The sequence below is a fragment of the Thermomonospora sp. CIF 1 genome (genome assembly GCF_001896795.1).
Taxonomy (GTDB): Bacteria; Actinomycetota; Actinomycetes; order Streptosporangiales; family Streptosporangiaceae; genus Thermomonospora; species Thermomonospora curvata.
This window is the reverse complement of the sequence record NZ_MOYN02000007.1, coordinates 145,579-162,197: the sequence shown is the minus strand read 5'-3', so window position 1 is coordinate 162,197 and position 16,619 is coordinate 145,579. Positions and strand designations below refer to the sequence as shown.

Here is a 16,619-nt window from a genome sequence, read left to right as displayed (position 1 = left end):
GCCTACCGGGAGGGGTCTGCGAACTTCGCAAAGGCCCGCAGGTTGGCAAGGCTCTCGCCGCGCTTGACCCGCCAGGCCCATTCCCGCTGGATGGAGGTCTTGAATCCCAGTTCCAGGGCCTTGTTGAAATTCTCGTCCGAATAACTGAGCACGCAGCCCAGCAGCCGGTCGATCTCCTCGGCCGACACCGACGCCAGCGGCAGCCGGCCGACCAGGTAGACGTCGCCGATGGAGTCCAGGGCGAAGGAGACCCCGTACATGCGGCCGTTCTTCTCCAGCAGCCACCGGTAGAACTCGGCGTGGTTCTCATCGGGGCGGCGGCAGAAGAACGCCTCGACGTGCAGGCTGTGGTCGCCGACGATCAGCCAGGTCATGGTGGCGAGCTTGCGTTCGCCGGGCAGCTTGACGAAGAAGGCGTTCTGGCTGGGCCGCTCGTACTCCAGTTCGGCGTCCTTGAGGGCCTGTTCGATGATCTCGACAGGGGTCATCGGGGCAGCACTCCCGCAGCGGTGGCGTTCACGGTGTCCTTCGCCCCGGTATACACCTCCAGCAGCCGGTCCACGGTGGCGTCCCAGCCGAGTGTGCGGGCGTGTCGGACGGCGCCGGCGGCCAGGCGCTCGCGCCGGCGCGGCTCGTCCCTCAGCCGGGTCAGCACCGCGGCGTAGTCGGCCGGGTCGTGGCCGTCGATCAGCACGCCGGATTCGCCGTCGCGGACGGCGGTGCGCAGCCCGCCCACCGCGGCGGCCACCACCGGGGTGCCGCAGGCCTGGGACTCGGCGGCCACCAGGCCGAAGGACTCGTTGTGGGAGGGGACGACGGTGACGTCGGCGGCCCGGTACCACTCGGCCAGCAGCGGCTGGGGGCAGGGCGGCTCGAAGCGGACCAGGTCGGCGATGCCCAGTTCGGTGGCGAGTTTCTGCAGCCCTTCGGGGCGGGCCCGGCCGCTGCCGCTGGGGCCGCCCACCACGGCCACCACCAGGTGCTCGCGCAGCGCCGGGTCGGCCTCGACCATCAGCGCGGCGGCGCGCAGCAGCACGTCGGGGGCCTTCAGCGGCTGGATGCGCCCGACGAACAGCAGCAGGTAGGCGTCGCGGGGCAGGCCGAGGCGGCGGCGGGCCTGGTCGGCGCCGCCGCGCAGCAGCCCGTTGCGCGGCCGGAACAGCGACAGGTCCACCCCGGGAGTGACGACGCCGACCCGGTCCGGATCGGCGCCGTACAGCTCGACGAGCTGGCGGGCCTCTTCGGCGGTGTTGGCCACCAGCCGGTCGGCGCCCGCGGTGACCTGTTCCTCTCCCAGCACCCGGATGGCGGGTTCGGGGGTGTCGCCCTCGGCGAGCGCGGCGTTCTTGACCTTGGCCATGGTGTGCATGGAGTGCACCAGCGGGACGCCCCAGCGCTGCTTGGCGACCCAGCCGACCTGGCCGGACAGCCAGTAGTGGGTGTGCAGCAGGTCATAGTGGCCGGGGTCGTGGGCGGCCTCGGCGCGCAGCACCCCGGAGGTGAAGGCGCACAGCTCGCCGGCCAGCTCGGTCTTGTCCAGCTCCTCGAAGGGACCGGAGACCACGTGCCGCACCTGCACGCCCGAAACCAGCTCGGCCACCGGCGGCAGTTCCCGCGAGGTCGCCCGGGTGAAGATGTCGACCTCCACGCCCCGGGCGGCCAGCCGCTTGGCGATCTCGACGATGTAGACGTTCATGCCACCTGCGTCGCCCGTCCCCGGCTGGTCGAGCGGCGAGGTGTGCACACTGATCGTCGCAATCCGGGCTATTGGGAGCGACACGGGCACCACCTCCGTTAGCAGAACCTATCGACCGTCCGGTCTGTTCCCGCTTGTACCTCCCGTGAAGATCGGCGGGCCCGCCGAGGGGGCGCGACGGGCTCGGGGACAATGGGCGGCGTGCGTAAGACGGCGGTAGTGACCGGAGCGAGCAGCGGGATCGGCGCGGCCACGGCCCGCCGCCTGGCGGCCGAGGGTTTCAACGTGGTGCTGGCGGCGCGGCGGCGGGAGCGGCTGGATGCGCTGGTCGAGCAGATCGGCAAGGAGGTTCCCGGGGCCGGGCGGCTGGCCGCGGTGACGCTGGATGTGACCTCCCAGGATTCGGTGGACGCGCTGGCGGCGGGGCTGCCGGCCTGCCATGTGCTGGTCAACAACGCCGGCGGGGCGATCGGGATGGAGCCGGTCGCCGAGGCCGACCCCGAGGACTGGCGGGTGATGTACGACACCAACGTGCTGGGGCTGCTGCGGGTCACCAAGGCGTTGCTGCCGAAGCTGATCGACAGCGGGGACGGGCATGTGGTCAACATCACCTCGCTGGCCGGGCACGTGCCCTATGAGGGGGGCGCCGGCTACAACGCGGCCAAGCACGCGGCGGTGGCGGTCAACGAGGTGATGCGGCTGGAGCTGGTGGACAAGCCGGTGCGGGTCACCGAGATCGCCCCCGGCATGGTGCACACCGAGGAGTTCAGCCTGGTGCGCTTCCGGGGGGACGCCGAGCGGGCGGCCAAGGTCTACGAGGGGGTGCCCGAGCCGCTGGTGGCCGAGGACGTGGCCGACTGCGTGGCCTGGGCGGTGACCCGTCCCTCGCACGTCAACATCGACCGCATCGACGTCCAGCCCAGGGTGCAGGCCACCCCCTACAAGATCCACCGGGTGTGACCGGCCGTCCCGGGAAGGGGCGGAAAAAGGCCGATTTCAGCGATCCGGGTTCCGCGTTGGACACAGGATCCAATACGGTGGGGCCGGTCCGGGCCTGACCCGCCGTTCGGGCGCGTGCGTTTGGTGAGTCCTCCTTCGGCCCCGACGGCGGGCGGGCGCTCCGCACTGTGCCGGTGCCCGGTGGCGGGCACCTGCCATGGCAGACGGGAAGTGCGATGGTGAACCGGCGAACCGTGACCGCACTGCTCGCAGTGACCGCGTGCGGCGCCGCCTTGACCGGGGCGGTCGTGGTGACTCAGGACAGGCCCGTCTCGGCGGAGCGGACGTCCGCCGAGACCGCCGCCGCGGCGCGCTGGCGCAAGCTGGCCCCGCCCACGCCGACGGCCCCGGGCGCGCTGAGCCAGGTGGACGCGGCCAGTGCGAAGGCGGCCTGGGCGGTGGGCGCAGAGCGCAGGAACGGCAAGCAGGTTCCCGCGCTCTACCGGTGGAACGGCAGCCGCTGGCTGCGGCACCGCTCGCCGGTGGTCTTCGCGCCCACCGACGTGGCCGTCGCCGGGCCGAAGGCCGCCTGGACGGCGGGCGTGGCCAAGTCCGGCCCGGTGGCGCTGCACTGGAACGGCCGTGCCTGGCGCAAGGTGCCGATCCCCGCCGGGGCGGGGGCGATCAACGCGCTGGCCGCCGGCTCCGACGGCTCGGCCTGGGCGGTGGCCGCCGGCGGGTCCGCCACGGGCTCCACCGTGCTGCGCTGGCGGTCGGGGCGGTGGCGGAAGGTGAAGGTCCCGCTGCCGGCGGGCGCCGCGCTGGCGGCCGTCGGCGCCCGCACCAAGAAGGACGTGTGGGTGGCGGGCGCGGTCGGCGGCCGGTCGCTGGTCATGCGCTGGAACGGCAAGACCTGGAAGCAGATCGCGCTGCCGCCGGCCATCGGCGGCCCCGGGCGGGACTCCTCGGGCGTGGTGCGCATCCACCCGGTGTCGGCCACCAACGTGCTGGCGCTGCGCGGCCCGACGGCGCCGGCCCTGCTGCGCTGGAACGGCAAGCGCTGGATCCAGAAGGCGCTGCCGTCCGGGCACATCGCGCTGTCGCTGTCGGACGACGGCAAGGGCGGCGCGTGGGTGATCCCCTACAACAACGCCAGCCGGCGCATCCGCAAGTCCTACTACCTGCACTGGAACGGCCGCGCCTGGCGCAAGGTGTACGGCCCGGCCCGGTCCGGCAACGTCCAGCTCGGTGACCTGGACCGGCTGCCCAAGACCACCTCGCTGCTGAGCGTGGGCGCGCTGCAGGGCAAGAGCCGCAAGACCCCGCTCATCGAGCGCTACCGCTGACGGCCGACCAGTCCAAGGTGACCTCGCCCAGCCGCCAGCGGCCCCGTCCGCCCAGCGGCGGGCGGGTCACCACCGGGTGGTCGCGGGCCAGCAGCCGCACCGCCTCGATCCAGCGGGCGCGGGGCCCGAACACCGACTGCGGGGCGGCCACCGCCCAGCAGCGGTCGAAGTCGGCCAGCAGCCGGTGCACCGGTTCGCCGGGGACGTTGCGGTGGATGAGCGTCTTGGGCAGCCGCTCGGCCAGCTGTGAGGGGCGCGGCAGGGACGGCAGGTGCGCGGCGAAGGTGATGGTGCGGGGTCCTTCGGGACCCAGCGTCACCCATACCGCGCGCCGCCCGGTCTCGCTGCAGGTCCCCTCGACCAGGACGCCGTGGGGGTCCAGCCGGGGGCACAGGTCCTCCCAGGCCCGCCAGGCCGCCGCCTCGTCGTATTGGCGCAGCACGTTGAAGGCCCGCACCAGCACCGGCGGCCGGTCCACCGGAAGCTCGAATCCGCCGTGCCGGAACGACAGGTCCGCATAGTCGCCGGCGGGGCGCACCGCCTCCAGGAAGGCCTGTCCGGCCCGCACCCGTTCCGGGTCGATCTCGATGCCGACGACCTGGAGCCGGGGGGAGACCACGCGCAGCCGGTTGTACATCTCGACGGTGGTGACGGGTGAGGCGCCGTACCCCAGGTCCACGGCCAGCGGCCGGTCGGTGGCGCGCAGCGCCCGAGTCTGGGTGACGGCGATCCACAGGTCCACCCGGCGCAGCCGATTGGGGGCGGTGGTGCCCCGGGTCACCTCTCCCACCGGTTTGCCCGGCGCCTTGCGCACGGCCATGCCGTCGATTGTCCCGGTTTTCCGAGGGGGCCGGTGAAGCGGGTGAGCTGTGGTGACGATACTTGTCCAACTGATACCGAATGTGATTCGGTACAACTGGTCACGCGATCACCGCTTCCCGCATCCTCGAGGAGAGCCGATGAGCCCGCTCGACCTTGCGTCCCTGCACGAGGCCATCGCGGCGGCCATGCCCGACCGGGAGTGCCTGGTCTGGCGGGACCGCAGGTACACCTGGCAGCAGGTCACCGACCGCACCCGGCGCCTGGCCCGGGTGCTGCACGACCACGGGCTGGGACGCCGTGACGTGGCCACCGAGCCGTGGGAGTCCCCGCACGACCACCTGGCGCTGTACCTGTACAACGGCCCGGAGTACCTGGAGGGGCTGCTGGCGGCCCACAAGGCCCGCGTCGCGCCGTTCAACGTCAACTACCGCTACGTCGGCGACGAGCTGGCCTACCTGTTCGGCGACGCCAAGCCGGCCGCGATCATCTACCACGCCCGGTTCGCCGAAACGCTGGGACCGGTGGTCGAGCGCATGGGCCGCACCCCCCTGCTGCTGCAGGTGGACGACGGGTCCGGGGCCGAGCTGCTGCCGGGTGCGCTGGATTATGAGGCCGCGCTGGCCGCCGCCTCCCCCGACCCGCTGCCGGTGCAACCGGACCCGAGCGACCTGCACATCCTCTACACCGGCGGGACGACCGGCATGCCCAAGGGCGTGCTGTGGCGCATCGGCGACCTGATGACCGGCCCGCTGGGCGTGCTGCGCCGCGACGGCAGGCCCTTTGCGAGCATCGAGGAGGCCGTGGAGTCCGCCCGCACCCGGCCCCCGGTGCGGGCGCTGGTGGCGCCGCCGCTGATGCACGGCGGCGGCACCTGGACGTCGCTGAGCACCTGGTGCGGCGGCGGCGTGGTGGTCATCCCCGACCGGGTGGACCGGCTGGACCCGCCCAGCCTGCTGGCCTGCGCCGCCCGCGAGCGCGTCACCCGGATGCCGCTGGTCGGCGACGCCTTCGCCCGCCCCCTGGTGGAGGAGCTGGAGCGGGCCGAGCCGGGGACCTACGACCTGTCGGCGCTGCGCACCATCATCAACTCCGCCGCCGCGATCAGCCCCGGGGTGCGGGAGCGGATGCTCCGGCAGCTGCCGCACACCCGGATCGTGGACCTGCTGGGCTCTTCGGAGTCCGGTTTCCAGGTCGCCCGGCAGGCCGCCGGCAGCGAGCCGTTCCTGCCCTCCCCGGGCACCGCCGTGGTCAGCGACGACCGCACCCGGATCCTGACGCCCGGCGAGGACGAGGTCGGCTGGCTGGCCAAGGGCGGCGCCATCCCGCTGGCCTACCTGGGCGACCCCGACAAGACCGCGCAGACCTTCGTGACCATCGACGGTCGCCGCCTGGTGGTGGCCGGGGACCGGGCCCGGCTGCTGGCCGACGGCCGCATCGAGGTCTACGGGCGGGAGGCCACCACCATCAACTCCGGCGGGGAGAAGGTCTACGCCGAGGAGGTGGAGGTGGTGCTGCGCGGCCTGCCCGGGGTGGCCGAGGCGCTGGTGCTGGGCCGGCCCAGCGAGCGCTGGGGCCAGGAGGTGGTCGCGGTCATCCGGATGGACCCGGCGGTCACCCCCGAGCCCACCGACGCCGAGCTGCGCGCCGGCTGCGCCGCCCACCTGGCCGGCTACAAGATCCCCAAGGCGTTCCTGCGCACCACCGAGAGCCTGCGCCTGCCCAACGGCAAGGCCGACTACGCCACCGCCCGCGCCATCGTGGCCGCCTCCGCGGGGCGGCCGGTCGCGGCCGAGCGCTGACGGTCCCCATCGTCGAGCAGGCGACCGCGGTCTCCTCGGGGCGGACGAGCCTCGCTTCGCGCGGGTCGTCCGCCCCGCTCAACGCCCCCGAGGCCGAGGGCGCCCCGCTCCGGTTTTCGGCGTCCGGGACCGCACAAAAAGGCGTACGAAAACCGAACGGCGAAAATTATTTTTTCGGGAGCATTCCGAACACCGGGCGGCATCACCGCAAAACGCGCCCAAAGGAGGACGCCCATGCCGGACCTGCACAGCCTGATCGCCGACCTCCAGGCCGAGGGGGCGGTGCTGGACGCCCTGGTGGCCCGGCTCGACCCGCCCGCCTGGGCGGCCCCGACGCCCGCCGAGGGGTGGACCATCGCCCACCAGATCTCCCACCTGGCCTGGACCGACCGGCAGGCGCTGCTGGCCGTCACCGACCCCGCCGCCTTCGTCGCGGCCCGCGAGGAGATGTCGCCGGACGCGGTGGACGCGGGCGCGGCCGAGGGAGCCGGCGAGGACCCCGCCGCGCTGCTGGAACGCTGGCGGACGGGCCGGCGCCGCCTGGCCGAGGCGCTGTCGGGCGTGCCCGCCGGGACGAAGATCCCCTGGTTCGGCCCGCCGATGGGCGCCGCGTCCATGGCCACCGCCCGGCTGATGGAGACCTGGGCGCACGGGCTGGACGTGGCCGACGCCCTCGGGGTGCCCGTCGAGCCCACCGCCAGGTTGCGGCATGTGGCGCACCTGGGCGTCCGGACCCGCGACTACGCCTTCAAGGTCAACGGGCTCGTCCCGCCCGCCGAGGAGTTCCGCGTCGAGCTGACCGGGCCGGACGGGCGGGAGTGGAGCTGGGGCCCGCCCGAGGCGCGGCAGTCGGTGTCCGGCCCGGCCCTGGACTTCTGCCTGCTGGCGGTGCGGCGACGGCACCGCGCGGACCTGGCGCTGGTCGCCGAGGGCCCCGACGCCGACCGCTGGCTGGACATCATGCAGGCGTTCGCGGGGCCGCCCGGCCCGGGCCGTCCGCCCGCGGCGAAGCGGGCGTGAGCCCGCCGCGGATCGCTCAGACCGCGGCCAGCGCCTGTTCGAAGGCCGCGTAGACCTCCTTGGTGAACAGCACGAACCGGGCCTCGGCCACCTGGGTGGGGGTGGACAGCACCGTGCCGATGGCGATCCGCGCCGCATCGTGCGCCGGCCAGCCGTAGATGCCGGCCGACACCGCCGGGAACGCCACCGTCTGCGCACCCAGCTCGTCGGCCACCCGCAGCGACTCGCGGTAGCAGGAGGCCAGCAGGCCCGAGCGCTCTTCGGTGGGGGAGTAGACCGGGCCCACGGTGTGGATCACCCAGCGGGCCGGCAGATTCCCGGCGGTGGTGGCGACCGCGTATCCTGTCGGGAGCCCGCCGCCGAAACGCGTGGCCCGCAGCTTGCGGCATTCGTCCAAAATGGCGGGGCCGCCGCGCCGGTGAATGGCGCCGTCCACACCCCCGCCGCCCATCAAAGAGGAGTTGGCCGCATTAACGATCGCGTCCACCTCTTGCTCGGTGATGTCACCGTGCACAAGTGTGATATCCATCACTTCAGCCTGCCTTTCCGCCTCCGCGGTCGGCAACCCGATGAGTACCCACATCGTGATAGGCGTTAAATCACCGCGCGTTGCACCAGCACACGGGGTGAACAGGCCCTAACGTGACAGAGGGATCCCCCGCTCTTCCTGGAGGTCCACTGTGAAGATCTTCGTCGCCGGAGCCGCCGGCGTCATCGGACGCCGCCTGGTCCCCCTGCTGGTGGCCGCCGGGCACGACGTCGCGGGCACCACCCGGCGCGCCGAACGAGCGCAGTTCCTGCGGGAGGCGGGGGCACGGCCGGTGCTGGTCGACGTCATGGACGCCGAGGCGCTGCACCGGGCGCTGGAGGCCGAGCGTCCCGACGTGGTCATCCACCAGCTCACCGACCTGGCCGAGGAGAACTTCGCCGCCAACAACCGGCTGCGCATCGAGGGCACCCGCAACCTGGTGGAGGCCGCCAAGGCCGCCGGGGTGGAGAAGATGATCGCCCAGAGCATCGCCTGGGTGTACGTGGCCGGCCAGACTCCCGCCGTGGAGAGCGACCCGCTCGACCCGAAGGCCCCGCCGTACCCGGGGGTGGCGGCGCTGGAGGAGGCCGTGGGCGGCATGCCGCACGGGGTGGTGCTGCGCTATGGCGCGTTCTACGGCCCGGGCACCTGGTACGCCCCCGACGGCGCCATCGCCATGCGGGTGCGCTCGGGCGACCTGAAGCCGACCCCGGCCTGGACGTCGTTCGTCCACATCGACGACGCGGCGGCGGCCGCGGTGGACGCCCTGGAGTGGGAGGCCGGGGCGGTCAACATCGTCGACGACGAGCCGGCCCAGGCCACCGAGTGGATGCCGGTGTACTGCGAGGCCATCGGCGTGCCGGTGCCGTCACTGCCCCGGCATGCCGCCGCCACGGGGCGTCCCATCTCCAACGCCAAGGCCCGGGCGCTGGGCTGGAAGCCCAAGTTCGCCAGCTGGCGCACCGGTTTTTCCCACCTGTAGGGCCGGTCAGCCGAACTGGAAGGAGCGCTTGGCCAGGCCGTACCAGTAGCCGTCGATCACAGCCTGGGTCTCCCCCGGCCGGTCCACGTCCGTGCCCAGCGCCACGAACAGCGGCGCGAAGTGCTCGGTGCGCGGGTGGGCGATCAGGGCGGCCGGCGCCTTGCGGCGGAAGTCCAGCAGGGCGTCGATGTCGCGGGCGGCCACCGTCTGGTCGGCCCACTGGTCGAACTCCGCCGACCAGCTCGGCGGCGGGCCGTCGGGGCCCCGGCTGGGGTCGAACGCGCTCAGGTTGTGCGTGGTGAAGCCGCTGCCGACGATGAGCACCCCCTGGTCGCGCAGCGGTGCCAGCCGCCGGCCGATCTCCAGCAGCTCCGCCGGGTCCAGCGTGGGCAGGGAGATCTGCAGCACCGGGACGTCGGCCGCGGGGTACATCTCCGCCAGTGGCACGTACGCCCCGTGGTCCAGCCCCCGCGCCGGGTCGTGGCGGACGGGCCACTTGCCGCCGGCCAGCAGCGCGCGCACCTGCTCGGCGAGCCAGGGGGCCCCGGGCGCCTCGTAGGTGACCTGGTAGTAGCGCCGGGGAAACCCCCAGAAGTCGTACACCAGCGGCACCGTTTCGGTGGCCCCCACCGTCAGCGGGGCCTCCTCCCAGTGCGCAGAAATCATGAGGACCGCCCGTGGCCGGGGCAGCGCCGCCGCCCAGTCCGCCAGCTGGCGGCTCCACAGCGGGTCGTCGGCCAGCGGCGGGGCGCCGTGACTGAGGTAAAGCGCAGGCATCCGGTTCATACCGGGCATTCTAGGCACGTATAGTTTAACTTTCAAGTATTGAACATTCAATGATGACTAGACTGCCGTCATGACGCGCTGGCTGGACGAGGAAGAACAGCAGACCTGGCGGGCCTTCCTGTGGACCTCCCGCTTGCTGAACGAGGCACTGGACCGTCAGCTCCAGCGTGACTCGGGGATGCCGCACACCTACTACGTCATCTTGGCCATGCTCTCTGAGACCCCCGAGCGCCGCCTGACCATGAGCGAGCTGGCCCGCATCGTCCGCTCCTCCCCCAGCCGGCTCTCCCACGCCGTCACCAAGCTGGAGCGGCTCGGCCACGTCCGCCGCGTCCCGCACCCCACCGACCGCCGCACCACGCTGGCCGTGCTGACCGACAAGGGCTTCACCGTGCTGCGGGAGGCCGCCCCCGGCCACGTCGCGGCCGTGCGGCGTCACCTGTTCGACCGGCTCACCCGGGAACAGGTGCTGCAGCTGCGGGAGATCCTGCGCGCCGTGCTGCCCGCCCTCGACACCGCGGGCGAGGCCGCCGACATCTTCGGCCCGTCCTGAAAGTCCTGAAAAACGCCCGGCGGGCCGGCCCCGGAGCAGGAAGCGAGGGGCGTGCCTTTGCGCCCTCGCGCGTCCCGGACGGGCCCGGCCCGAAGGGAAAGCGCAGCAGAAGGTCAGACGGGCAGGTGGTAGAGCAGGAACGGGACCACCGCCAGCAGCGGGATGGCGATCAGGGTGGCGGCGCGGATGCCGCGGTGCGGCGGGGTGGGGCGCAGCAGGCGGTCCACCCGGGCCAGCACGGCGGGCTGGTCGCCGGCGACCGACAGGGCGCCGGAGGGGGCGGCCACCGGGCGGGCGGCGGCGAACCGCAGCAGGGCGGTGGCCAGCTCGCGGGGCGAGCGGTGGCGGCGGGCGCGGTCGTCGGCGGCCATCTCGATCAGCAGCTCCACCGCGTCCAGGCAGCGGTCCACCAGCCGGATCTGCGGGAACGCATGGCGCAGCGAGGCGAACGGCAGCAGCACCAAATCGTGGCGCTCGCGGGCGTGGGCGCGCTCGTGGGCCAGCACCGCGGCCAGCTCATCGGCGTCCAGCAGCTCCAGCGTCCCGGCGCTGACCACCACCTTGGACGAGCGCACGCCCGGCACGCAGTAGGCGGCGGCCGCGGGGTGGTCCAGCACCAGGGTGCCGGGCACCGCCGCGTTCTGCCCGGCCACCAGTTCCAGCAGGGCGCGGTGCCGGCGGCGGGCACGTTCCATGCGCACCAGCGCGTACACCAGCACGGCCAGCAGCACCACGGTCAGCCCCACCCCGGACAGCAGCGCGGCCAGGTGGTGGACCTCCATGCGGGCGGCGCCGTCGGCGAGGGCCGCCGGGATCCCGCCGGTGATGCCCTGGCCGTAGGGGAGCAGGGCGTAGCCGAGCAGCGCCCCGATGGTCGCCACTCCCCAGGCCAGGCCGAGCGCCTGCCACAGCGCGATGCCCGCCCGCGGCATCGTCCAGGTCCAGCGTGCCTTGGAAAGCAGGTGCGCGCCGCCGACCGTGCCCAGGGCGATCAGTGCGAGCAGCGCGGTGCCGGTCATCCGCCCGGCTCCACTCTGGCGTGCGCCTCCTGCGCGGTCAGCTCCTCCAGCGCCTGGCGGAGCACGGCGATCTCGTCCTGGGACACCGAGCGCACGAAGTGGGTCAGCGCCGCGTCCCGGTCGCCGGTCTGGTTGAGCGCGCCCAGCATCAGCTCGGCGACGTAGCTTTCCCGGCTGGCGGCGGGCTGGTAGCGCCAGGCGCGGCCGTCGCGCTCGCGCACCAGGAAGCCCTTCTTGGTCAGCCGGTCCAGGACCGTCATCACGGTGGTGTGGGCCAGGTCCCGGTCACCGGCCAGGGCCCGGCTGACGTCGCGGGCGGTGGCCGCCCCGTCACCGGCTTCCTGACGGGCCCACAGAACCTCCATGACCGTGCGTTCAAGCTCTCCCAGACCTTTCACGCATCCAGGGTAACCGGGGGGCCGGCAGGTCACCACTGTGGGTAGTACTACGCAACCCAGTGCTGCGCACCGCGGCCGCGCCGGGTGCGCTAGGCCTCCTCTCCGCGGCGGAGCAGGACGAACATGCCCTGCTGGCGGAAGAACTCGCGGGTGCGGGGCGGGCTGAAGGTCCAGATCAGGCGCATCAACGGGGGTTCGCGGCGCAGCCGGCGGCGTTCCACCCACGAAGAGCGCACGTCACAAGGTTCCCAGCCCAGGGGACGGAAGAATTCCGCGCCCTCGGCGGGCACAAAGCGCAAGGTCGCATCGGCCCGCTCCATGCGGCGGCCGGCGATCTTCTTGGCGACCTGGACGAACAGCGGGCCGATCATGTCCAGCGCCCACCACCGCAGCTGCGGCCGTTCGGCCAGGTCGCGGGCCAGGCCGGTGACGTCCTCTTCGGTCAGGTAGGCGATCAGCCCTTCGCAGACCACCAGGGTGGGACGGTCCGGCTCGAGCTCATCCAGCAGCTTGCGGCGGGCGATGGGGTCGGACAGGTCCAGCCGGGTGCGCGTCAGCGCGCAGCGGGGCCGGGCGCCCGCCAGCACGCGCTCTTTGTGGTCCAGGATGCCGGGCAGGTCGGCCTCGACCCACCGCAGGTCGGGGGGCAGGTCCAGCCGGTAGGGGCGGGTGTCCAGGCCGGCGCCCAGGTTCAGCACGCAGCCGATCCCCTCGTCGCGGACCAGGCGGGTGATCAGCTCGTCGTAGACGGCGGTCCGGGCGATCACGCCGGAGGAGATGATCCGCAACTGCATCCCGGTGGCCAGGCGCTTGCCGCGTTCACCGGCCAGCGCCTCGGCGTACGGGTCGCGGAACAGCGGCCTGCGCCGCGCGGACTCACGGGCGCGCACCACCGCCGCCACCAGCGCGGTGTCCGAGACGTCCCGCAGCGACACCTCAGCGTCCATGCCTCCACCCTCCCCAAGGCTCCAGCGCCCGGACGAGAATCCGAATATCGTTCCAAAAATCTCCGGGCCGGGGCCTGTCGCAGGCTGACAAAGCCGGCCTGCAACTTTCTGCTGAATCTGACTTGACTCACCCGCCGATCAGGGACGCGACCGCCGGGCATCGCGGGGGGAAACACCGCTGCCGCCGTCCTCCCGGAGAGCGGCCGGACCTCCTCATCCCTTGCCGCCGGGGCGCTGCGGGACGCACCGGGAACAGATTGCCCGGAACTGACCAACTGCGTCACGAACTTTGAACGGCTCCGCCCGCCCGGAACGCCGATTTCGACTATTCTCGAACGAGATGTCCCGCACGTTTGCACTGTAGCGGCCGACAGGCGACATCACCCCGCGAACGTTCAACTTCATTCGCCGCCGGTCGTGCAAGCCGCGTAAAGCGCGCACTGTTCCCGATGCGCCGCGGCTTATGTAATCACGAGCGCTCCCCCACCCCGGAACAGGAGACTCTGATGAGGAAACGACTGTTCACGATCGGCGTCGCGTCCTTCGCCCTGACGGGCTCGCTGCTGGGGGCTCCGCCCGCCCTGGCGGAACCGGCCAGTCCCAGCACCGCCGTCTCGGTTATGGACGTCTCCGATCCTCCTCCTGGCAAGCACGGCAAGCACAAGAGGCACCACAAGAGGCACTACAAGGGCCACCACCACCGCAAGTACCACCACCGTAAGTACCATCACCGCAAGCACCACCAGAGGCACCACTACCGGCACTACTACAAGTGGCACAGGTGGTAGGGAGGCAGCCGCAAAAAGCGTGCGCAATGCGCTTTCAGCAACGTCCGTCGCGGAGAGTTTCCTGAATCCGGAAATTCTCGGCGTGCGAGACTGAGAGTCCGGCACGCTCAGGCCCGCACATCGGGCGGGCCGCTTCCGGCAAAGGGCCGTCCTGCGAGGGCGGTCCTTTGCCGTGGATCGCCGGGACGCTTTCAGTGCCGGGCAAGCCCTCTCCGTTCGCAGATTCTGTGAGAGCGCACTCTGCGGCCCGAACGGTTTTGTTGCCGCACTCAAAGTGTGCCGATTCCCAATCGGGACGCTCGATTCCCCATTGACAGGGCTCCTGAGATACCCACAACCTGTGGAGAACCCCGCTGCGAATCGCGTCTGCGTTGAAACGACCGCAGGCGCGGCGAACCCCGTCAACACCGGGTAGCAGGGCGGACCCTTCCCCGACGTCGGCGAACCTTCCCCGGCACGTTCCCCGGCACGCGGCCCCACGGCTTTGGGAGCGGACGGCCCCGGCCGTGACGGCCCCGCATGCGACCTGCGGAACCGGCGTGCCGGAGGAGGCTTGCGGCGCCGCCGGGCGACCGGGCATCCACGGCCTCCCTTCCCCCGCCAAAGGAGAAGCACGTGCTGCCACGCAACATCCTGCTCCTTGCCGCTTTCATCCTGCTCACGGCCGCCGCCGGCATCGTCGGCGCGTCCCACCTGGAAAGCGTCCGCTCCGGCCCGGCGGTGCCGCGCACGGCGACCGCGTTCGTCAAGACCGTCGCCGCGCGGTAGCAGCCGCCCGGTCTCCTGCTCCTCCGCGGACGGCCCAAGAGGGCGCGACCGGGCGTCACCCGGCCCCTTCCGGGTCCGGTCACGGCACCCCGCACAGCCGCAGCAGCGCCGTGGTCGCCGCGGCGGCGATGACCACCACCGGAAACGGGGCGCGGCGGAGCGCCAGGGCCGCGCCGGCCAGCACCCCGGCGGGCCTGGCCCAGCCCGCCCAGCCCGTTCCCTCGGTCAGTGCGGCGACGGCCGCCAAGGCGACCAGCAGCACGGTGGCCGCGGCGGTCAGTGATCGCTGCAGCCCGTCGGCGAGGCGCACGCGGTTCCCCAGCACCGGGCCGGTCACGCGGAAGAGATAGGTTCCGGCGGCCAGCGCCGCGACGGCGAGCCAGGGCATCAGCGCGCCTCCTCGGCCGGGCCGCCGCGCCCGGTCCCGGGCAGGAGGAGACCGGTCAACGCCAGCAGCACCGGCAGGCCGGGGGGCAGGAACGGGGTGGTCGCCACCGCCACGGCGGCGCCGGAGAGCGCGGCGCCGCGCAGGCGGCGGTCGGTGAGCGAGGGCAGCACCAGGGCCAGCAGCACGGCGGGGAAGGCGGCGTCCAGGCCGATGGCGCCGGTGTCGCCGACGATTCGCCCGGCCAGCGCGCCGACCGCGACCGCGACGTTCCAGCAGGTGAACAGGGCCAGGCCGCAGGTCCAGAACACGGCGCGCCGCAGCCGCGGGTCGCGGTGCCGCATCGTGAAGGCCACCGTCTCGTCGGTGATCAGGTGGGCGCCCGGCAGCCGCGTCCGCCACGAGCGCCCCGCCGCGTCCGCCACCGCGAATCCGAACGGCAGCAGGCGGGCGTTGAGCACCAGGCCGGCGGCCACCGCGGCGAGCGCGCCGCCGCCGGCGAGCACCACGCCGACCGCGGCGAACTGCGCGCCGCCGCCGAAGATCAGCACGGACATGGCGACCGGCAGCCAGGGATCCAGCCCGCCGGAGACCGCGAGCGCGCCGAAGGAGGCCCCGACGATCGCGTCGGCCAGGCAGACCAGGCCGATGGCGCGGAGGGTCCCCGGATCGATCGTTCGCCAAAACGAACACATGTCTGTCATAATGAACATGAGGCTTTCTGTTCGTCAAGGCGAACAATTCGACCGTTGGAGTGAACAGATGGCAGAGGGCCGTCCCACCGCACCCCTGCTGGCGCAGATCGCCGCGTCGATCCGCCGGGAACGCGAGCGCGCCGGCCTGTCACTGAGCGAACTGGCCAAACGGGCGGGCATCGCCAAGTCCACGCTGTCGCAGCTGGAGTCGGGCTCCGGCAACCCGAGCGTGGAGACGCTGTGGGCGCTGGCCGTCGCGCTGGGCGTCCCCTTCAGCCGGCTGGTGGACCCGCCGCGTCCCCGGGTGCGCGTCATCCGCGCCGGCGAAGGCCCGGCCGTGCACTCGGAGAAGGCCGGGTACATCGCCACGCTGCTGGCGTCCTGCCCGCCCGGCGCCCGGCGGGACATCTACCGCATCGAGGCCCGCCCCGGCGAGCCCCGCCTGTCGGACCCGCACGTGCCCGGCACCACCGAGCACCTGGTGCTCAGCACCGGCCGGGCCCTGGCCGGGCCCACCACAGAACCCGTGGAGCTGGCCCCGGGCGACTACATCGCCTACCCGGGCGACATCCCGCACATCTTCCAGGCCCTGGAGCCGGACACCACCGCGGTGATCGTCTCCGAGCACATCTAGCCTCCCGCCGGAGGCCGGGCGGGCGGGTTTCACTCCGGGCGCAAGTGAGCAGGTTGATCTGGTCGAGGGACCTTCCCGACCGAGGAGCACGAGCGCGCCGCCCGCAGCGCCCGCGGCGCCCTGACCTGCGGGGACGTTCATGCCGATTCAGCTTCGCCGTATCGTCGTCTTCGCCCGGGACAGACGCGAGTCGGCCCGCTTCATCGCCGACCTGTTCGAGTTGGACGAGCCGGAGCCCGCCGGGGTCTTCACCGCCGTGCACCTGGGCGAGGTCACGCTGCACTACGCCCAGCCGGGCGGCGACTTCCCCCGGCAGCGCTACACCTTCTTGGTCGGCGAGGACGACTTCGATGCGATCTTCGCCCGGATCCGCCGGCAGGGCCTGACCTACTGGGCCGACCCGTATCGCCGCCGCGCCGGGGAGCTGGACACCCAGGGCGGCGGGCGGGGCCTGTACCTGGACGACCCCGCCGGCCACAGCCTGCAGATCACCACCCGCCTGTGAGGCGGCAC

At 72.8% G+C, this 16,619-nt stretch carries 20 protein-coding genes; 10 read left to right on the top strand and 10 right to left on the bottom strand.

Annotated elements, in window-relative coordinates:
- Window positions 1–2 precede the first annotated feature (2 nt).
- Both BUE48_RS03450 and mshA read right to left on the bottom strand, forming a co-directional pair.
- Complete coding sequence (locus BUE48_RS03450) at window positions 3–488, bottom strand: type III secretion system chaperone family protein (RefSeq protein ID WP_012851073.1); 486 nt, start codon at window positions 486–488, stop codon at window positions 3–5.
- Window positions 485–1,780, bottom strand: coding sequence for a D-inositol-3-phosphate glycosyltransferase (gene mshA, locus BUE48_RS03445; protein WP_012851072.1), 1,296 nt, complete (start codon window positions 1,778–1,780; stop codon window positions 485–487). The genes BUE48_RS03450 and mshA overlap by 4 nt, the downstream gene beginning before the upstream one ends.
- 117 nt (window positions 1,781–1,897) lie before the next feature.
- Here mshA and BUE48_RS03440 point away from each other — a divergent pair, with 117 nt between their 5' ends.
- Both BUE48_RS03440 and BUE48_RS03435 read left to right on the top strand, forming a co-directional pair.
- On the top strand, window positions 1,898–2,656 hold the full coding sequence (locus tag BUE48_RS03440; protein WP_174315320.1) for an SDR family NAD(P)-dependent oxidoreductase: 759 nt from the start codon (window positions 1,898–1,900) through the stop codon (window positions 2,654–2,656).
- Window positions 2,657–2,889: 233 nt separating this feature from the next.
- The gene (locus tag BUE48_RS03435; RefSeq protein ID WP_286988805.1) at window positions 2,890–3,981 is read left to right on the top strand and encodes a hypothetical protein; all 1,092 of its coding nucleotides are present in this window, start codon (window positions 2,890–2,892) and stop codon (window positions 3,979–3,981) included.
- Here the strand turns inward: BUE48_RS03435 and BUE48_RS03430 are convergent.
- Entirely contained in the window at window positions 3,962–4,801 is an 840-nt protein-coding gene (locus BUE48_RS03430; RefSeq protein WP_286988803.1) for a class I SAM-dependent methyltransferase, read from the bottom strand. The genes BUE48_RS03435 and BUE48_RS03430 overlap by 20 nt on opposite strands.
- Window positions 4,802–4,940: 139 nt before the next feature.
- Here BUE48_RS03430 and BUE48_RS03425 point away from each other — a divergent pair, with 139 nt between their 5' ends.
- Complete coding sequence (locus BUE48_RS03425) at window positions 4,941–6,602, top strand: AMP-binding protein (RefSeq protein WP_012851068.1); 1,662 nt, start codon at window positions 4,941–4,943, stop codon at window positions 6,600–6,602.
- Window positions 6,603–6,836: 234 nt separating this feature from the next.
- Window positions 6,837–7,622 carry a TIGR03084 family metal-binding protein gene (locus BUE48_RS03420; RefSeq protein WP_012851067.1) on the top strand — a complete coding sequence of 262 codons (786 nt, stop codon included), beginning with the start codon at window positions 6,837–6,839 and terminating at the stop codon, window positions 7,620–7,622.
- A gap of 16 nt (window positions 7,623–7,638) precedes the next feature.
- Here the strand turns inward: BUE48_RS03420 and BUE48_RS03415 are convergent, their stop codons facing one another.
- A complete protein-coding gene (locus BUE48_RS03415; protein WP_012851066.1) occupies window positions 7,639–8,151 on the bottom strand; it encodes an O-acetyl-ADP-ribose deacetylase in 513 nt (170 codons plus the stop codon).
- A gap of 151 nt (window positions 8,152–8,302) precedes the next feature.
- Here BUE48_RS03415 and BUE48_RS03410 point away from each other — a divergent pair, with 151 nt between their 5' ends.
- Window positions 8,303–9,133 (top strand): NAD-dependent epimerase/dehydratase family protein, encoded by an 831-nt coding sequence (locus BUE48_RS03410; RefSeq protein ID WP_012851065.1) that lies wholly within the window; start codon window positions 8,303–8,305, stop codon window positions 9,131–9,133.
- Window positions 9,134–9,139: 6 nt separating this feature from the next.
- Here BUE48_RS03410 and BUE48_RS03405 read toward each other — a convergent pair whose 3' ends face one another.
- A complete protein-coding gene (locus tag BUE48_RS03405) occupies window positions 9,140–9,919 on the bottom strand; it encodes a dioxygenase family protein (protein WP_012851064.1) in 780 nt (259 codons plus the stop codon).
- 70 nt (window positions 9,920–9,989) lie between these two features.
- Here BUE48_RS03405 and BUE48_RS03400 point away from each other — a divergent pair, with 70 nt between their 5' ends.
- On the top strand, window positions 9,990–10,472 hold the full coding sequence (locus BUE48_RS03400) for a MarR family winged helix-turn-helix transcriptional regulator (RefSeq protein WP_012851063.1): 483 nt from the start codon (window positions 9,990–9,992) through the stop codon (window positions 10,470–10,472).
- Window positions 10,473–10,585: 113 nt separating this feature from the next.
- Here the strand turns inward: BUE48_RS03400 and BUE48_RS03395 are convergent, their stop codons facing one another.
- The 3 genes from BUE48_RS03395 to BUE48_RS03385 all read right to left on the bottom strand — a co-directional run bounded on the left by BUE48_RS03395 (window position 10,586) and on the right by BUE48_RS03385 (window position 12,836).
- Window positions 10,586–11,491 carry a M56 family metallopeptidase gene (locus BUE48_RS03395; RefSeq protein ID WP_012851062.1) on the bottom strand — a complete coding sequence of 302 codons (906 nt, stop codon included), beginning with the start codon at window positions 11,489–11,491 and terminating at the stop codon, window positions 10,586–10,588.
- A complete protein-coding gene (locus BUE48_RS03390) occupies window positions 11,488–11,889 on the bottom strand; it encodes a BlaI/MecI/CopY family transcriptional regulator (protein WP_012851061.1) in 402 nt (133 codons plus the stop codon). Before BUE48_RS03390 ends, BUE48_RS03395 begins: the two co-directional genes overlap by 4 nt.
- A gap of 89 nt (window positions 11,890–11,978) precedes the next feature.
- The gene (locus BUE48_RS03385; protein ID WP_286988799.1) at window positions 11,979–12,836 is read right to left on the bottom strand and encodes a class I SAM-dependent methyltransferase; all 858 of its coding nucleotides are present in this window, start codon (window positions 12,834–12,836) and stop codon (window positions 11,979–11,981) included.
- A 506-nt stretch (window positions 12,837–13,342) separates the two neighbouring features.
- On the opposite strand from BUE48_RS03385, the gene BUE48_RS03380 reads away from it, so the two are divergent.
- Window positions 13,343–13,624, top strand: coding sequence for a hypothetical protein (locus BUE48_RS03380; RefSeq protein ID WP_012851059.1), 282 nt, complete (start codon window positions 13,343–13,345; stop codon window positions 13,622–13,624).
- Between the two features lie 615 nt (window positions 13,625–14,239).
- A complete protein-coding gene (locus BUE48_RS03375) occupies window positions 14,240–14,392 on the top strand; it encodes a hypothetical protein (RefSeq protein WP_012851058.1) in 153 nt (50 codons plus the stop codon).
- A 79-nt stretch (window positions 14,393–14,471) separates the two neighbouring features.
- On the opposite strand, the gene BUE48_RS03370 is transcribed toward BUE48_RS03375, so the two are convergent.
- A complete protein-coding gene (locus BUE48_RS03370) occupies window positions 14,472–14,780 on the bottom strand; it encodes an AzlD domain-containing protein (RefSeq protein ID WP_012851057.1) in 309 nt (102 codons plus the stop codon).
- A complete protein-coding gene (locus tag BUE48_RS03365) occupies window positions 14,780–15,472 on the bottom strand; it encodes an AzlC family ABC transporter permease (RefSeq protein WP_286988796.1) in 693 nt (230 codons plus the stop codon). The genes BUE48_RS03370 and BUE48_RS03365 overlap by 1 nt, the downstream gene beginning before the upstream one ends.
- A gap of 67 nt (window positions 15,473–15,539) precedes the next feature.
- Here BUE48_RS03365 and BUE48_RS03360 point away from each other — a divergent pair, with 67 nt between their 5' ends.
- Both BUE48_RS03360 and BUE48_RS03355 read left to right on the top strand, forming a co-directional pair.
- Window positions 15,540–16,106: a helix-turn-helix domain-containing protein gene (locus BUE48_RS03360; protein WP_012851055.1), complete on the top strand. Its 567-nt coding sequence runs from the start codon at window positions 15,540–15,542 to the stop codon at window positions 16,104–16,106.
- 139 nt (window positions 16,107–16,245) lie between these two features.
- Window positions 16,246–16,611 carry a VOC family protein gene (locus BUE48_RS03355; protein ID WP_012851054.1) on the top strand — a complete coding sequence of 122 codons (366 nt, stop codon included), beginning with the start codon at window positions 16,246–16,248 and terminating at the stop codon, window positions 16,609–16,611.
- The last annotated feature ends 8 nt before the right edge of the window (window positions 16,612–16,619 follow it).

Coding starts and splice junctions, on each gene's coding strand:
- BUE48_RS03370 (WP_012851057.1), bottom strand. CDS start 14,780: ATGCCCTGGCTCGCCGTCGCGGCGCTGGCCGCCGGAACCTATCTCTTC.
- BUE48_RS03430 (WP_286988803.1), bottom strand. CDS start 4,801: ATGGCCGTGCGCAAGGCGCCGGGCAAACCGGTGGGAGAGGTGACCCGG.
- BUE48_RS03450 (WP_012851073.1), bottom strand. CDS start 488: ATGACCCCTGTCGAGATCATCGAACAGGCCCTCAAGGACGCCGAACTG.
- BUE48_RS03405 (WP_012851064.1), bottom strand. CDS start 9,919: ATGAACCGGATGCCTGCGCTTTACCTCAGTCACGGCGCCCCGCCGCTG.
- BUE48_RS03400 (WP_012851063.1), top strand. CDS start 9,990: ATGACGCGCTGGCTGGACGAGGAAGAACAGCAGACCTGGCGGGCCTTC.
- BUE48_RS03395 (WP_012851062.1), bottom strand. CDS start 11,491: ATGACCGGCACCGCGCTGCTCGCACTGATCGCCCTGGGCACGGTCGGC.
- BUE48_RS03360 (WP_012851055.1), top strand. CDS start 15,540: ATGGCAGAGGGCCGTCCCACCGCACCCCTGCTGGCGCAGATCGCCGCG.
- BUE48_RS03415 (WP_012851066.1), bottom strand. CDS start 8,151: ATGGATATCACACTTGTGCACGGTGACATCACCGAGCAAGAGGTGGAC.
- BUE48_RS03355 (WP_012851054.1), top strand. CDS start 16,246: ATGCCGATTCAGCTTCGCCGTATCGTCGTCTTCGCCCGGGACAGACGC.
- BUE48_RS03425 (WP_012851068.1), top strand. CDS start 4,941: ATGAGCCCGCTCGACCTTGCGTCCCTGCACGAGGCCATCGCGGCGGCC.
- BUE48_RS03365 (WP_286988796.1), bottom strand. CDS start 15,472: ATGTGTTCGTTTTGGCGAACGATCGATCCGGGGACCCTCCGCGCCATC.
- BUE48_RS03420 (WP_012851067.1), top strand. CDS start 6,837: ATGCCGGACCTGCACAGCCTGATCGCCGACCTCCAGGCCGAGGGGGCG.
- BUE48_RS03385 (WP_286988799.1), bottom strand. CDS start 12,836: ATGGACGCTGAGGTGTCGCTGCGGGACGTCTCGGACACCGCGCTGGTG.
- BUE48_RS03380 (WP_012851059.1), top strand. CDS start 13,343: ATGAGGAAACGACTGTTCACGATCGGCGTCGCGTCCTTCGCCCTGACG.